Source organism: Paraburkholderia sp. D15 (assembly GCF_029910215.1).
In the GTDB taxonomy this organism is placed as follows: domain Bacteria; phylum Pseudomonadota; class Gammaproteobacteria; order Burkholderiales; family Burkholderiaceae; genus Paraburkholderia.
This window is the reverse complement of the sequence record NZ_CP110395.1, coordinates 1,159,172-1,175,004: the sequence shown is the minus strand read 5'-3', so window position 1 is coordinate 1,175,004 and position 15,833 is coordinate 1,159,172. Positions and strand designations below refer to the sequence as shown.

At 65.3% G+C, this 15,833-nt stretch carries 10 protein-coding genes; 6 read left to right on the top strand and 4 right to left on the bottom strand.

Annotated elements, in window-relative coordinates:
• The first annotated feature begins 22 nt into the window (after positions 1-22).
• The 6 genes from LFL96_RS05115 to LFL96_RS05090 all read left to right on the top strand — a co-directional run bounded on the left by LFL96_RS05115 (position 23) and on the right by LFL96_RS05090 (position 8,042).
• Entirely contained in the window at positions 23-775 is a 753-nt protein-coding gene (locus LFL96_RS05115) for a VOC family protein (protein WP_280998757.1), read from the top strand.
• A gap of 86 nt (positions 776-861) precedes the next feature.
• Positions 862-2,061, top strand: coding sequence for a PLP-dependent aminotransferase family protein (locus LFL96_RS05110; RefSeq protein WP_280998755.1), 1,200 nt, complete (start codon positions 862-864; stop codon positions 2,059-2,061).
• 146 nt (positions 2,062-2,207) lie between these two features.
• Positions 2,208-2,672 (top strand): RidA family protein, encoded by a 465-nt coding sequence (locus tag LFL96_RS05105; protein WP_280998753.1) that lies wholly within the window; start codon positions 2,208-2,210, stop codon positions 2,670-2,672.
• A 236-nt stretch (positions 2,673-2,908) separates the two neighbouring features.
• A complete protein-coding gene (locus LFL96_RS05100) occupies positions 2,909-3,826 on the top strand; it encodes a PhzF family phenazine biosynthesis protein (protein WP_280998751.1) in 918 nt (305 codons plus the stop codon).
• 489 nt (positions 3,827-4,315) lie between these two features.
• Entirely contained in the window at positions 4,316-6,682 is a 2,367-nt protein-coding gene (locus tag LFL96_RS05095) for an EAL domain-containing protein (protein ID WP_280998748.1), read from the top strand.
• Positions 6,683-6,827: 145 nt separating this feature from the next.
• Positions 6,828-8,042, top strand: a complete 1,215-nt coding sequence (locus LFL96_RS05090) for a chromate transporter (protein WP_280998746.1) — start codon at positions 6,828-6,830, stop codon at positions 8,040-8,042.
• Positions 8,043-8,159: 117 nt separating this feature from the next.
• On the opposite strand, the gene LFL96_RS05085 is transcribed toward LFL96_RS05090, so the two are convergent.
• The 4 genes from LFL96_RS05085 to LFL96_RS05070 form a co-directional block, all read right to left on the bottom strand.
• Complete coding sequence (locus LFL96_RS05085; protein WP_280998745.1) at positions 8,160-8,618, bottom strand: CopD family protein; 459 nt, start codon at positions 8,616-8,618, stop codon at positions 8,160-8,162.
• A 249-nt stretch (positions 8,619-8,867) separates the two neighbouring features.
• The gene (parC, locus tag LFL96_RS05080; protein WP_280998744.1) at positions 8,868-11,192 is read right to left on the bottom strand and encodes a DNA topoisomerase IV subunit A; all 2,325 of its coding nucleotides are present in this window, start codon (positions 11,190-11,192) and stop codon (positions 8,868-8,870) included.
• Between the two features lie 99 nt (positions 11,193-11,291).
• Entirely contained in the window at positions 11,292-13,277 is a 1,986-nt protein-coding gene (locus tag LFL96_RS05075; RefSeq protein ID WP_280998742.1) for a DNA topoisomerase IV subunit B, read from the bottom strand.
• 264 nt (positions 13,278-13,541) lie between these two features.
• Complete coding sequence (locus LFL96_RS05070) at positions 13,542-15,491, bottom strand: ATP-binding cassette domain-containing protein (RefSeq protein ID WP_280998740.1); 1,950 nt, start codon at positions 15,489-15,491, stop codon at positions 13,542-13,544.
• Positions 15,492-15,833: the final 342 nt, after the last annotated feature.

The following is a 15,833-nucleotide window of genomic DNA, read 5'->3' as shown; positions in this document are numbered from 1 at the left end:
TTTTCCGTCGCCTCGATCCGTCATGACTGCCCATTTGCTCCGTCTCGACCACCTCGTGATTTCCGCCCGCACCCTCGACGAGGGCACGCAGTACGTCGCCGATATCCTCGGCGTCGCACCGGCGGGCGGCGGCGCGCATCCGTCGATGCGCACGCACAACCGCCTGCTGAACCTGTGGGGCGGCGCGTATCTGGAGGTGATCGCGGCCGATCCGCACGCGGCCGCGGCCACCGCACCGGCCGCATCAGCCGGTCCACGCTCTGCCGCGGCGGCCGAACCGCATTGCGCCGCGCCGGCCGACGGCAGCGCGCCGCGCGCCCGGCTGTTCGCGCTCGACGATCCGGCCGTCCAGGCGCGGCTCGACAAGGGCCCGTATCTGTCGCACTGGGTCGCCCGGGTCGAACGGCCAAAACGGCTGTCGACATGGCAGGCGCAGTATCCGCAGCGCATCGCGCCGATCGTGCCTATGACGCGCGGCGATTTCACGTGGAGCCTGTCGGTGCCCGAGGACGGCGCGTTCCCGCGCTGGCAGGACGCCGGCGACGGCCTGCTGCCGTCGCTGATCCAGTGGGATTCGGCGCGCCATCCGTCGGAAGTCTTGCCGGCCACGGAAATCGCGCTCAAAGCCCTGAAAGGCACGCACCGCCAGGTGGACACGCTGGCGGCGCAGTTGCAGTGGCTCGGCGCCGCGCACCTGATCGCGTTGCAGCCAACCGACGGCGCCCCGTCGCTCGTCGCCGAATTCGAAACACCCAGCGGTCTACGGACCCTTTAACAAGCATCAACAAGCAGCGCGCGGGTCGCCGACTCGCGCGATAATCGAAGTTTTGACCGGTTCCACCGATACCAGCAGAGGAGACCATGGACCAAAGCGACCTCAAAGCCCCCACGTGGCAATTGTCCGAACGCGCGCGCAAGCTCACGAGCTCGGCCATTCGCGAGATTCTGAAGGTCACGGAACGGCCCGAAGTCATTTCGTTCGCGGGCGGCCTGCCCTCGCCGGCCACCTTCCCGGCTGAACGCATGCGCGAGGCATCGGACCGCATTCTGCGCGACTCGCCGGCCGCGGCCCTGCAATACAGCGCGACTGAAGGCTATCTGCCGCTGCGCGAATGGGTGGCGAAGCGCTACTCGGTCAACGGCGTGCAGATCCGTCCCACGCAGGTGCTGATCACCACCGGTTCGCAACAGGCGCTCGACCTGCTGGGCAAGGTGCTGGTGTGCCCGGACAGCCCGGTGCTGGTCGAAACGCCGACCTATCTCGGCGCGCTGCAATCGTTCTCGATGTACGAACCGCGCTACATCCAGGTGCCGACCGACGAACAAGGCCTGATCCCCGCCGGCCTGACGCCGGAACTGACGGCCGGCGCGCGTCTGCTGTACGCGCAACCGAACTTCCAGAACCCGACGGGCCGCCGTCTGCCGATCGAACGCCGCCGCGCGCTGGCCGAGTTCGCGAAGACCGCGCCGTTCCCGGTGATCGAGGACGATCCGTACGGCGCGCTCGACTACGCGGGCGAACCGCTGCCGACCATGCTGTCGATGGCGCCGGACCACATCGTCCATCTCGGTTCGTTCTCGAAGGTGCTGGCGCCGGGCCTGCGGGTCGGCTACATCATCGCGCCCGAGGAACTGATCTTCAAACTGGTGCAGGCCAAGCAGGCCACCGACCTGCACACGCCGAGCTTCACGCAGCGCATCGTGCATGAATTGATCAAGGACGGCTTCCTCGACACCCACGTGCCGACCATCCGCGAGCTCTATCGCAACCAGTGCGAGGCCATGCTCGGCTCGCTCGAACGCAATATGCCGGAAGGCGTGAGCTGGAATCGTCCGGAAGGCGGCATGTTCATCTGGGTCAAGCTGCCCGCGCAGATCGACAGCATGAAGCTGCTCGAGGAAGCGGTCGCGCAGAACGTCGCGTTCGTGCCGGGCGGTCCGTTCTTCGCCAACGAAGCGCAGCACAACACGCTGCGCCTGTCGTTCGTCACCGTGCCGCCGGCGAAGATCGAAGAAGGCGTGGCACGTCTCGCCGAACTGATCCGCACGAAGCTCCAGTAAGCGCCGGGCCCGACTCCGCGCAACGCGTCCTGCGCGTTGCGCGATCCCGGCTCACGCGTAGGGCTCACAGGCGGCACTCGCCGTGCAACACTCGCAGGCCGCACTCACGCTTAGCACCGAATTTCACCACTGACCAAGGACGCAACATGTCTCAAACCAACGTGTACGACAAGCTCAAGGAACTGGGCATCGAACTGCCCGTCGCCGGCGCGCCGGCCGCCGCTTACGTGATGAGCGCGCAAAGCGGCAACACGGTGTACCTGTCGGGTCACATCGCGAAGAAAGACGGCAAGGTCTGGACCGGCAAGCTCGGCGCCACCCTCACCACCGAGGAAGGCAAGGCCGCCGCGCGCTCCATCGCGATCGATCTGCTTGCCACGCTGCATGCTCATGTCGGCGATCTGAACCGCGTCACGCGTATCGTCAAATTGATGAGCCTCGTCAACTCGACGCTCGAATTCACCGAACAGCATCTGGTCACGAACGGCGCATCGGAACTGGTCGCGGACGTGTTCGGCGAGCGCGGCAAGCATGCGCGCTCGGCGTTCGGCGTCGCGCAGATTCCGCTCGGCGCGTGCGTCGAGATCGAGATGATCGCCGAGGTCGAATAACGAGTCAGTCCACGCGCCGCGGCCGACCGGCCAGGCGCGTGACGATGCCGGCCCGGCAGCCGGGCCACCGCCCGAGCAGTCAGGCAGCCGGTCAGTCAGGCAGTGCATGAGGAACGCGTCGCGAGGTGTCAACACCCGCGACGCGTTCTGCTTTTGTGGCGAGGTGGATCGTTGCGTCATCACCAGATAGAATCCGCCAACCCGATTCATTCGCACGCTTCTCCGGACCGCGCTTCATGCCCGCCAACATCGTTCGTTTCAAACAGGTCGACGTGTTCACGTCGGTGCCGTTCAAGGGCAATCCGCTCGCCGTCGTGTTCGACGCCGATACGCTCGATGCGAATCAGATGCAGGCCATCGCGTGCTGGACCAATCTGTCCGAAACCACCTTTCTGCTGAAGCCGACCGATCCGGCCGCCGACTATCGCGTGCGCATCTTCACGACCGAAGGCGAGCTGCCGTTCGCGGGACATCCGACGCTCGGCACCGCGCATGCGTTGCTGGAGAGCGGCTACCGGCCAAGGCAGCCAGGACGGCTGATCCAGCAATGCGGCGTGGGTCTGGTCGAACTTAAAGCACTGAATGCGGGCAATGACGACGACAGCAACACGGAAGATCGCGCGGCCTGGGCTTTCGCCGCGCCGCCCGCGCGCGTCACGCCGTTCGACACCGGGCGTTATGTCGAACTGTCTACGGCTTTGCGTAGCGATGCGATCGACTTCAGCGCCGCACCGTGCGCAGTCGACAATGGTGCACCGTGGCTGGTGGTGCGCGTCAATTCGGCGCGCGACTGCCTCGCGCTCGATCCCGATCCCGCCGTGCTCAATCGCCTCGTCCGTTCGGTCGGCACGATCGGCCTGGCCGTCTACGGTGCGCACGAAGCCGGCGCTCCCGCCGATCTCGAAGTGCGCTGCCTGATGGCGGCCGGTCATGCCGGCAGCGCCGAGGATCCGGTGACGGGCAGCGCGAACGCCGCGCTGGCCGGTCTGCTGAGTGCGCAACAACGCCGCCCGCGCGAACGCTACACGGCTCGTCAAGGCACGGCACTCGATCGCGCCGGCCAGATCTCCGTGCACTATGACGATGCCCAGGGCAAGACATGGATCGGCGGGTCGTCGGTCACGATCGTCGACGGCACGTTCCGTTTGCCATGAACGGCATAGTCCTTGCCCGCACCGGCGCGTGCCCCGATGCGCGACGCATCCAGCGTGCACCCGCTCGCGCGTGTTACCCCGCTTTGTCCACGCGCGGTCACGCCAACCCGGCCTGATTTCACAATTGATGCATTTTGCATAGATCAAAGGCCTGGCACACCTGAATGCCGTACCGCGACTCCCGATGAAAAATCCGAAAACAACCCGCGGGCCGCAGCCCTCAGCCAGGCCGAACCGGCGGCGATTACGAACGCTCGATGCAGGTTCGCGCGCCCGCGTATACCCGATGTGCGGACCCTTCCTTAATCCAGTGTCATTCAGTAATATCGAAAGGTGCCTGACTCCGTGCGGAAAGTCGGGCCCGACACCACGCTCCCTCGCCCTGCGCAGCAGTTCCGGCACCCTGGTCACGATGCAGCCAACCATGAAATCAGCGCAGTCGACGCTTGCTCGTTCGCAACCAGCCGGTCTCCGTGCACGGACCCGCCAATGAGCAAGTCACGCTTCTCCGACCAGCGCGACACCCTACCCCGGCGCGACCGTGCGTTGTCGCGGCGGCGAGCCCTGCTCGCCATTCCGGCGCTCGGCGTGCTGGTGCTGATCCTGCTGTGGACCGTGATCTTCGCGCGTCTGTCGGTCGAGAAAGAAGCCACCAATCGCGAGGCCATGGCCTCTGCCGCGATTCTCTCCGCGGCGCTGGAGCAGCACACGGTGAAGGCGATTCACCAGGTCGATCAGATCACGCGCTTCGTCAAATACGAATTCGAAAAAACGCCGGGGCATTTCGATCTCGCCAGCACGGTGGAAAAAGGCGTGGTGCAGAGCGAGACGCTCGTCCAGGTGTCGTTGATCGATGAACACGGCACGTTGATCTCCAATACCGCCGAACTCAATCCGAAACACATCGATCTGTCGGACCGCGAACACTTCAAGGTCCACGAGCACGAAAACGACGACCAGCTGTACATCAGCAAACCGGTGCTCGGCCGCGTGTCGGGTCACTGGACCTTGCAGATGACGCGCCGCCTGAATCATCCGGACGGTTCGTTCGCGGGCGTCGTGGTGGTCTCGGAAGACCCGAGCTACTTCACCAGCGACTTCTACAACAACGCGGCGATCGGCCGCGAAGGCGTGATCGCGGTGATCTCGGACAACGGCACCGTGCTCGCGCGCCGCACCGGCAGCGCGGACAGCGCCAACGGCGCGTTCTCGGCAAGCGGCACGTATCCGACCTCGGAACACGTGTCGGGCACCTACGTCGATTCGATCGACAACGTCACGCGCATCGTGTCGTACCGGCATATCGACGGCTATCCGCTCGGCGTGCTGGTCGGTTTGTCGCAGGCCGAGGAATTCGCCGACTACAACCACACGCGCAACGTCTATCTGCTGATGGCGGGTTTCATCTCGCTCGCCATGCTGAGCTTCTTCGCGGTGGCGACCGGACTGATCGGCAAACTGCTCGGCCGCGAGCGCGAGATGACGCATCTGGTCGAATACGATCTGCTCACCGGCCTGCGCAACCGCTACGCGACGCTGCAAAGTCTGCGGCACGACGTCACGCAGCCGGTCAACCTCGGCCGCCTCGCGATCCTGTTCATCGACCTCGACAACTTCAAGACCGTCAACGACACGCTCGGCCACAACGCCGGCGACATCGTGCTGCAGATGACCGCTTCGCGCCTCGCCACCGCGGTTGGCGACAGCGGCGCGCTGAGCCGCATCGGCGGCGACGAGTTCGTCGTCGTGATCAAGGGCGACGGCGTCGAGAAGCGCGCGGTCGCGCTCGCCGAAGCCGCCGCCGACGTGTTCGCGAAACCCTTCGAAGTCCGCGGCAGCTCGTTTGTGCTGCACGCGAGCATCGGCATCGCGCTGTACTCGGTGGCGAACGAAAGCGAGATCGACCTGCTGAAGAAGGCCGACCTCGCGATGTACAGCGCCAAGGACGCCGGCAAGAACTGCTATCAGTTCTATTCGCCGCAGCTGTCGCATCGCGCGGATCACCTGATGAAGTGGGAGCAGCAACTGCGCGTCGCGCTGACCGAAGGTCAACTGTTCCTCGCCTATCAGCCGAAGATCGATCTGACGCGCCGTTGCATCACCGGCTTCGAGGCGCTGGTGCGCTGGAACCATCCGCAGCACGGCCTGATTCCGGCCAACGAGTTCATTCCGGTTGCCGAGTCGACCGGCCTGATCGTGCCGATCGGCGACTTCGTGATCGACACCGCGTGCCGGCAACTGGCGCTGTGGCAACAGCAGGGCTACGACACGCTGTCGCTCGCGGTGAACATCTCGGCCGTGCAGTTCTGGCGCGGCGACCTGTACGAAACCATCTCGCATGCGATCGAGGAAAGCGGCATCTCCGCGCGCCGCCTCGAACTCGAAATCACCGAGACGGCGATGATGGAATATCCCGAACTCGTGTCCGAGAAAATCTTCGCGCTGAAGCGTCTCGGCGTGCGCATCGCGCTCGACGACTTCGGCACCGGCTATTCGTCGCTGTCGTATCTGAACCGCTTCTCGGTCGATACGCTGAAGGTGGACCGCTCGTTCATCCAGGCGATTCCCGGCGACCGCAGCGTGTGCGTGATGGTCACCGCGATCGTCAACCTGGCCCGCTCGCTCGGGCTCACGGTGGTTGTCGAAGGCACCGAGACCGAGGAGCAGATTGCATGGCTCGCGGCGCTCGGTCACATCGAGGCGCAGGGCTTCCTGTTCTCGCGCCCGGTGCCGGTCGAAGCCATTCCGGCGCTGCTGGAACGCTTCGGCGTATGCGGCATGAGTGGGCGCCGCGCCGCCCACGATACGGATAGCGCGCACATCGTCTCCAGCACCAGCGCCAGCACCAATCCCTGAGCGCGGCGGGCTTCCCGTTAGCCCGCAAAACCGGCTACATTCACGGAGTTCCACCGCACAGCGCGCCGCGGGCCAGCGGCCGCGCCACACAACAACAATGATCCCGGAGGATGGGCGCGCCGCGTGCCGGTCCGCCCGTATCGCCATGCAGACGATCACGAGCCGGAGTGCCGACGCCGCCCGACGAGGGGCGCGGGAACCCCTATGGACGTTGTTTCGGGTCGTCTTCGGCCTGTCGGCGCTGTCATGGGGCGGCCTCGCGCTGATGGCGCAACTCGAGAATCACTATGTCGAGCGCGAAGGGCGTTTGTCGCGCGTCGCGTTCTCCGATCTGATCGCGCTTGCGTGGATGGTGCCGGGCCCGGTGGGCTGCAATGTCGCCGTGCAGGTCGGCCATGCGTTGCGCGGACGCGCGGGCGCGTGGGTCGCGGGCATTGCCAGCGTGCTGCCCTTCTTCATGCTGATGACGCTGTTCGCGATCTTCTACCGCACGCCGTTCGTGCGCGCCGCCGCTTCCCAAACCCTGTTGAATCACTTCAGCGTCGTACTGGCCACGCTGATCGCCGTCACCTGGTACAAGCAGGCGCGCGCGCTACTGCGCGGCAAGCTCGAATGGATCGCGGCGCTGCTCGGCTGCATCGCGCTTTTCTATGCGCGCAGTCCCGCCGCGTATGTCGCGATGCTGGGCGCGGCGTTCGGCGCGGGCTGGGTGATCAGCCCGGTTCGCGATACGCGGCTCGTGGTGTCGTTCGCGCGGTCGGACTGGCATCTGTTGATTGCGCTATGCATCTTGCTGGTGTTGTTCGCGTTGCCGCTGCCGCATCGCTATGAACTCGCGTTGTTGTGGCCGCGCCTGGCGGGCGCGGGCATGACGCTGTTCGGCGGCGGCTTCTCCGCGCTGCCGGTGCTCAAGACGCTGTTCGTCACGCCGGCGGTCGGCGTGTCGGATAACGATTTCACGCTGGCGTTTTCGTTATCGCCGCTCTCGCCGGGACCGCTGCTGAACGTGGTGCCGTTCTTCGGCTATCTGGTGGATGGCTGGTTGGGCGCGCTGATCGCCACGCTCGCGCTGTTCGTGCCGTCGGGCTGTCTGGTGGTGTTCGCGCAGCGGCATCTGCATCAACTGAAGGCCAACCCGCGCTTCGAACACGGTATGCGGATGCTGCGCGCGGTGACCACCGCGTTTCTCGCGGTGGCCGTGCTGCGCATTGCCGGGCATGTACCGTTCAAGCCGGCGTATCTGATCACCGCGCTGTTTTCCGGCATGTGCTTCGCGAAGCTGAAGGTGCCGGTTTATGTGGTGTATGGGACGGTGGCCGTGGTGTGCGGGCTGTGGCTCGCTTATGGCACCGTGGGGTGAGCGTGCGGGTCAGCGACAGCGGATCGGCGCCCGATAAGCGCCCGATAAGCGCCCGACGCGTACCCGATCGCGTACTTCACCGCATACTCAACCGCGCGCCCAACCGCGAGCGAAACCTCAAAAGCCGCGCGACAACACCGCGACGCCGACCGTCACCACGCCGAGCACGATGTTGATCAGCACAAGACGCCGGATCGTGCCGACCGCCTGCGCGCCGTCCGGCCATTTCTGCGCCTGCACCGCGCGACGGATACGCGGAAAGACCGCGAAACGGATGTGCCCGAAGATCAGCATCATCACGATGCCGAGGCCGGCCATCGCATGCAGCGGCCAGGTGGCGTGACCGCCGCCGAATTGCATCAGCAGAAAGCCGCCAGTGATGAGGATAATCAGCACGGCGCCGGCGACCCAGTTGAAGAAGCGGCTGAACACCGATTCCCACAACGGCAGGCGAAGCTGCGGCGAAAGATCGGCAATGGCCGGGCGCAGACAGAAATGCGCGAAGATCATCCCACCTACCCACACCGCGACCGCGAGCAGATGGAAAAAGAGTGCGAGCTCGATAGCTTTGTTCATGTTGTTTTCCTCTCCCGACGACGCCATGCCGCTCATGACGATTATTTGATTAGCGGCGGCTATTGAGCGCATTCGACCGCGCGTTGATCGCACAGTTCCGGCGCGCGCGAGGCTTTCCCGTCGTTATTGTGGTGGTGTGGTGGTGGTGTGGTTATGTTCTTGTCGTTGTTGTCACGGCAAGCGCCCCGCATGCTAGCAGACGCTTGCCGTATCCGAGCGTGCCTGAATGTCAGGCATCGTCAAACTTCATCAGCTTGCCAGCACGGGACGCATGCCGTCGAGCTTCATCTTGCTCTCCGGCGCACGCCCCTTGCGGGCCCGCTTGCCGACGTGCGGCGCGAGCGCGGCGCCGCTCAGCTTCTCTTCATCGACGCGGCCGCCGCGACGCGTGCCGATCAGCATCACCCCGGCGTGATTGATGGCGAGCGCCTGGGCGAGCGTTTCCTTGTCGTCGAGCGCCATCAGCGTGACGCCGCGTCCGCCGCCCGACAGCGTCTTCATCTCGTCGAGGCCGAACACCAGCAGACGTCCGCCGGACGACAGACACGCGATCTGCGAAGCATCCGGCAGCATCGGCATCGGCGCGAGCGGCGCGGCGCCCGCGTCGATCGTCATGAACGACTTGCCGGCCTTCACGCGACTGACCATGTCGCCGACTTTGGCGATAAAGCCGAACCCGTTGCTCGACGCGAGCAGCAGCGCCTGGTCCGCGGCGGCCGCGTAGTAATGCATCAGATGGCTGCCCGATTCCAACTCGATCAGCGACGTGACCGGCACGCCATCGCCACGGCCGCCCGGCAGCGACGCCACCGCGACCGAATAGACGCGCCCGTTGCTGCCCCAGCCGACCAGCGTGTCGGGCGTGCGGCACTGGAACGCCGCGTACAGACCGTCGCCGGCCTTGAACGTGAAGCCCGCGGTATCGAGACCGTGGCCCTTCAGCGCACGCACCCAGCCCTTCTGCGACACCACTACCGTGACCGGCTCGTCGACCACGCGCGCTTCGAAGGTCGCGCGCTTTTCCTGCTGGATCAGCGTGCGGCGCTCGTCGCCGTACTGCTTTGCGTCGCCTTCGATTTCCTTGATGAGCAGGCGCTTCATCGCCGATTCGCTGCCGAGCAGTTCCTCCAGCCTGGCTTTCTCGTCGCGCAGTTCGGACAGTTCCTTCTCGATCTTGATCTTTTCGAGCCGCGCCAATTGACGCAGACGGATTTCCAGAATGTCCTCGGCCTGACGGTCGGACAGACCGAACGCCGCCATCAGCGCGACCTTCGGCTCGTCGGATTCGCGAATGATGCGGATGACTTCGTCGATATTCAGGAAGACGATCATCCGGCCTTCGAGAATATGAATGCGGTCGTCGACCTTCGACAAACGATGCCGCGTGCGACGCGTGACCGTGGCGAAGCGGAACGCGATCCACTCGTGCAGGATTTCGCTCAAGCCCTTCTGACGCGGCCGGCCGTCGCCGCCCACCATCACCAGATTCAGCGATGCGTTCGATTCCAGGCTGGTATGCGCGAGCAGCGTGTTGACGAAGTCGGTCTGATCGATGCGGCTCGACTTCGGCTCGAACACGAGGCGCACCGGCGCATCCTTGCCGGACTCGTCGCGCACCGCGTCGAGCAGCGCGAGCATGGTCTGCTTGGTCTGCAGTTGTTCCGGCGTGAGCGCCTTCTTGCCGAGCTTGATCTTCGGATTGGTCTGCTCTTCGATTTCCTCCAGCACCTTCTGCGCGGCCGTGTTCGGCGGCAGTTCGGTGATGACCAGTTGCCACTGGCCGCGCGCGAGTTCCTCGATCTTCCAGCGCGCGCGCACCTTCAGGCTGCCGCGGCCAGTTTCGTAGGCCGCCGCGATTTCCGCTTCGCTCGAAATGATCTGGCCGCCGCCCGGGAAGTCCGGACCCGGAATGTGCTGCATCACTTCCGCGTGCGTGATCTTCGGATTGCGGATCATCGCCACGGCGGCGGCCGCGACTTCGCGCAGATTGTGCGACGGAATTTCCGTCGCCAGCCCCACCGCGATCCCGGACGCGCCGTTCAGCAGCACGAACGGCAGACGCGCCGGCAACTGCTTCGGCTCCTGGAACGAGCCGTCGTAGTTCGCCATGAAATCGACGGTGCCCTGATCGATTTCGTCGAGCAGCAGCTTCGAGATCGGCGTGAGACGCGCTTCCGTGTACCGCATGGCCGCCGCGCCGTCGCCGTCGCGCGAACCGAAGTTGCCCTGACCGTCGATCAGCGGATAGCGCATCGCGAAGTCCTGCGCGAGACGCACCAGCGCGTCGTACGCGGACTGGTCGCCGTGCGGGTGATATTTACCCAGCACGTCGCCGACCACGCGCGCCGACTTCACCGGCTTGGCGTTATCGGCGAGACCCATCTCGTTCATCGCGAACAGAATGCGGCGCTGCACCGGCTTCTGGCCGTCGCATACGTCCGGCAGCGCGCGGCCCTTGACCACGCTCACCGCATATTCGAGGTACGCGCTCTCCGCGTAGTTGCCGAGCGTCAGAAAATCGCCCTCGGGGGGCGCCGGCTCGTTGAAAAGGTCGAGAGTGTTATCGTCGTCCATCTAGATTCCGTATCCGTGTTTGGCGTGAAAGCGGGTTGGCGTGCGGGCTTGTCCGGCGAATTGCCGGCAAGGCCGCCGGGATCGAGCGCGTGGCCGCGCTCAGATATCCGCTTCCACTTCGTTGCCCTTTTCCTCGAGCCAGCTGCGGCGCGACGCCGCTTCGCCCTTGCCCATCAGCATGGTCATGCGCGCGACCGTGGCGTCGTAATCGAGTTCGCCGAGCGCGACCGGCGTCAGACGCCGCGTGTCGGGGTTCATCGTCGTGTCCCACAACTGTTCCGCGCTCATTTCGCCCAAGCCCTTGAAGCGGCTGATCGACCATTGCGTATCGCGCACGCCGTCCTTGCGCAGCTTGTCGAGAATCGCCTCGAGTTCGCCGTCGTCGAGCGCGTACAGCTTCTGCGCCGGCTTCTTGCCGCGCGCGGGCGCGTCGACGCGGAACAGCGGAGGACGCGCGACGCACACATGGCCGCGTTCGATCAACTGCGGGAAATGCTTGAAGAACAGCGTGAGCAGCAACACCTGGATATGCGACCCGTCGACGTCCGCGTCCGACAGAATGCAGATCTTGCCGTAGCGCAGATTCGACAGGTCGACCTTGTCGTCCGGGCTATGCGGATCGACGCCGATCGCCACCGAGATGTCGTGCACCTCGTTGTTGGCGAACAGCCGGTCGCGCTCGGTTTCCCACGTGTTCAGCACCTTGCCGCGCAGCGGCAGGATGGCCTGATATTCCTTGTCGCGGCCCATCTTCGCGGAGCCGCCCGCCGAATCGCCCTCGACGAGGAACAGTTCGTTGCGGCCGATTTCCGTCGACTCGCAATCGGTCAGCTTGCCGGGCAGCACGGCCACGCCCGAGCTCTTGCGCTTCTCGACCTTCTGGCCGGCGCGCGTGCGCGCCTGGGCCTGCTTGATGACGAGGTCCGCGAGTTTCTTGCCATGCTCGACGTGCTGGTTCAGCCACAACTCCAGCGCCGGCCGCGCGAACGACGACACCAGCTTCACCGCGTCGCGGCTGTTCAGGCGTTCCTTGATCTGTCCTTGAAACTGCGGATCGAGCACCTTGGCCGACAGCACGAACGACACGCGTGCGAACACGTCCTCGGCGAGCAGCTTGACGCCCTTCGGCTGCAGGTTGTGCAACTCGACGAAGCTCTTCACCGCCTGGTACAGACCGTCGCGCAGACCGGATTCGTGCGTGCCGCCGGCGGGAGTCGGAATCAGGTTCACGTACGACTCGCGCATCAGCGTGCCTTCCTCGCTCCACGCGACGACCCACGACGCGCCCTCGCCTTCCGCGAAGGTCTCTTCGCTGGCGCGCGAGTTCTCGACGAAGCGCTCGCCCTCGAACAGCGGAATCAGCAGATCGCTGCCGTTCATGCCTTCGAGCAGATAGCCGCGCAGACCGTCGTCGTATTTCCAGCTTTGCTGTTCGCCGGTCTTCTCGTTGATCAGCGTGACCTCGACGCCCGGCAGCAGCACCGCCTTCGAGCGCAACAGACGCTGCAGTTCGCCGAGCGGCAGGTTCGGCGAGTCGAAGTATTTCGGATTGGCCCACGCGGTGACGCGCGTGCCGGACTTCTTGTCGCCCTTCGCGGCGGCGCGCACTTCGAGCTGCTTCGCGACGTCGCCGTTGGCGAAGCTCAGGTCGGCCACCTTGCCGTCGCGCCACACGGTGACGTCGAGCCGGGTGGACAGCGCGTTCGTGACCGACACGCCGACGCCGTGCAGGCCGCCCGAGAACGTGTACGCGCCGCCGGCGGCCTTGTCGAACTTGCCGCCCGCGTGCAGGCGCGTGAACACGATTTCGACCACCGGCACGCCTTCGTCCGGATGCAGGCCGAACGGAATGCCACGGCCGTCGTCCTCGACCGAGACCGAATGGTCCGCGTGCAGCGTGACGGTGATCTGCCGGCCGTAGCCGCCGAGGGCTTCGTCCGACGCGTTGTCGATAACTTCCTGGATGATGTGCAGCGGATTCTCGGTGCGGGTGTACATCCCGGGCCGTTGCTTGACCGGCTCGAGGCCCTTCAACACCTTGATCGACGCTTCGCTATACGCGGCGTTTGGCTTTTTCGTAGACATGGTTGACTCGGGTGCGTCGGTTCATCGTTGTCCACAGGTCCTGTGGACAGGTCCGTGGACAATGCGTTGAGTTTTCAAAAAAAGCGAAACGAAACAATGGGGTTAGATGGGGTGCCCGCAGTGCGGGCAAGCGGGGCGGCCCGGCGGCGCGCATGGGAAGGCGAACGCCGGGGCAGCCTGTTCGCGGGGTATTTTACTGATTTCGAATCACGCGGCAATTCGCTGCGCGCGGGATTAGCCATCCGGATAAGGCCGCCTAAGACCTTACTTGCGACGCTGTTCCAGTTCGTCCCAACGTTCCAGCGCGACCAGCAGTTCCTCGTCGATCGCGGCGTAGCGTTCCGTCAGGCGCGTGCCCTCCTTCGGATCCTTCGCGAACACCGAACCGTCTTCCAGCTGCGCGCCGATGGTCTTCTGCTCGGCTTCCAGCGCGGCGATCTGCGCCGGCAGCGCCTCCAGCTCGCGCTGCTCCTTGAACGACAGCTTCGCGGCGCGCGGCGCATTGCGGCCGGCGGCGTTGTCGGCGGCCGGCGCCGTGTCCTTCGCCGCGCTGGCGGGCGCGTCTTTCGCCGCGTCCTTCTGGGCGTCCAGCGCCATCTGCTGGGAACGGTCGCGCTGAATCTGCCAGTCGGTGAAGCCGCCGACGTATTCGCGCCACTTGCCGCCGCCCTCCGACGCGATCACCGAGGTCGCGACGTTATCCAGGAACGCGCGGTCGTGGCTGACCAGCAGCACGGTGCCGTCGTAATCGGTGAGCAGTTCCTCGAGCAGTTCGAGAGTCGGGATGTCGAGGTCGTTGGTCGGTTCGTCGAGCACCAGCACGTTGGCCGGCCGCGCGAACAGACGGGCGAGCAGGAGACGGTTGCGCTCGCCGCCCGACAGCGACTTGACCGGCGAACGCGCGCGCTCCGGCGCGAACAGGAAGTCGCCGAGATAGCTCATCACATGCTTTTTCTGGCCGTTGATCTCGACCCACTCGCTGCCGGGGCTGATCGTGTCGGCGAGACTCTTTTCGAGGTCGAGCTGCGCGCGCATCTGATCGAAATACGCGACCTGCAGGTTGGTGCCGATGCGCACCGTGCCTTCGTCCGGCGCCAGATCGCCGAGGATCATCTTCAGCATCGTGGTCTTGCCCGCGCCGTTCGGACCGACAAAACCGATCTTGTCGCCGCGCATGACCGTGGCCGTGAAATTGTCGACCACTGTGCGGGCGCCGTAGCGCTTGGTGACGTCGGTCAATTCGGCGACGATCTTGCCGGACTTCTCGCCCTGGCCGACGTCGAGCTTGACGTTGCCCTGCACGTTGCGGCGTTCGGCGCGCTGTTCGCGCATCTCGACGAGCCGCGCGATCCGGCCGACGCTGCGCGTGCGGCGCGCCTCGACGCCCTTGCGGATCCACACCTCTTCCTGGGCGAGCAGCTTGTCGAACTTGGCCGCTTCCACCTGTTCGATTTCGAGCTGCTGCGCCTTCCGGGTCTGGTACGCGCTGAAATTGCCGGGATACGACAGCAGACGCCCGCGGTCCAGATCGACGATGCGCGTGGCGACGCGGTCCAGAAACGCGCGGTCGTGGGTGATGAAAAACAGGCCCGCGCGCAGCGAGACGAGCAGTTCCTCGAGCCAGCGGATGCCTTCGAAGTCGAGGTGGTTGGTCGGCTCATCCAGCAGCAGCACGTCCGGTTGCACGACCAGCGCACGCGCCAGCGCCACGCGCTTCTGCATACCGCCCGACAGCGAGCCGACGCGCAACTCGCCGTTCAGGCCGATCTGCTGCAGCGTGGTGGCGACGCGGGTGCTCCAGTTCCATGCGTCCACCGCGTCCAGCGACGACTGCAGCGTGTTCATGCGCGCCATCAGTTCGTCGTGCTCGGCGGGCGCCAGGTCTTCGGCGAGCCGGTTGGCGACCGCGTCGTATTCGTCGAGCAGCGCGCGGGCGTGCGTGAGACCGGCGGCGACCGCGTCGAACACGGTGTCGTCGGTATCGAATTCGGGTTCCTGCGGCACGTAGACCGTGGTGAGGTTCTGCTGACGCGACACGAGGCCATCGTCAGGCTTGCTCAGGTCGGCGACGATCTTCAGCAGCGACGACTTGCCCGCGCCGTTGCGGCCGATCAGCCCGACGCGTTCGCCCGCTTCGAGGGAGAAATCCGCGTGATCGAGCAACGCGACGTGACCGAACGCCAGTTGCGCCCCGGTAATGGTGTAAAGCGACATGGAGAATTGGAGAAGACAGCGATGAGTCGGAACTGCCCATTGTACCGGGCGCGCGGGCTGGCGCCCGGATGGCGGAAGAGATAGGCCGATTGGCCGGGTGGGCGGGACGGGCGCGGGGGCTCGAAAGCGGATTTTTTGACGGTGCGGCGGCACGGACGGTCATGTCGGCGGCGATTTTCCGGTGGCCGCGGGGCATTTGCGCCGTGCCGTGGCCATGCCGTGGCCATGTCCTTGCGGCGGCGCGGCATCGGTAGTTTTCGGACGATTTGACAAATTCCGGTAATATTGCGGGTCGCCGCCGCGCCCAAAAAAGGGGCAGACTGCGCGGATCATCGCATTAGA

Excerpts from the sequence above, each read along its gene's own strand:
- LFL96_RS05115 (WP_280998757.1), top strand. The coding sequence starts at position 23 with ATGACTGCCCATTTGCTCCGTCTCGACCACCTCGTGATTTCCGCCCGC.
- LFL96_RS05110 (WP_280998755.1), top strand. The coding sequence starts at position 862 with ATGGACCAAAGCGACCTCAAAGCCCCCACGTGGCAATTGTCCGAACGC.
- LFL96_RS05105 (WP_280998753.1), top strand. The coding sequence starts at position 2,208 with ATGTCTCAAACCAACGTGTACGACAAGCTCAAGGAACTGGGCATCGAA.
- LFL96_RS05100 (WP_280998751.1), top strand. The coding sequence starts at position 2,909 with ATGCCCGCCAACATCGTTCGTTTCAAACAGGTCGACGTGTTCACGTCG.
- LFL96_RS05095 (WP_280998748.1), top strand. The coding sequence starts at position 4,316 with ATGAGCAAGTCACGCTTCTCCGACCAGCGCGACACCCTACCCCGGCGC.
- LFL96_RS05090 (WP_280998746.1), top strand. The coding sequence starts at position 6,828 with ATGCAGACGATCACGAGCCGGAGTGCCGACGCCGCCCGACGAGGGGCG.
- LFL96_RS05085 (WP_280998745.1), bottom strand. The coding sequence starts at position 8,618 with ATGAACAAAGCTATCGAGCTCGCACTCTTTTTCCATCTGCTCGCGGTC.
- parC (WP_280998744.1), bottom strand. The coding sequence starts at position 11,192 with ATGGACGACGATAACACTCTCGACCTTTTCAACGAGCCGGCGCCCCCC.
- LFL96_RS05075 (WP_280998742.1), bottom strand. The coding sequence starts at position 13,277 with ATGTCTACGAAAAAGCCAAACGCCGCGTATAGCGAAGCGTCGATCAAG.
- LFL96_RS05070 (WP_280998740.1), bottom strand. The coding sequence starts at position 15,491 with ATGTCGCTTTACACCATTACCGGGGCGCAACTGGCGTTCGGTCACGTC.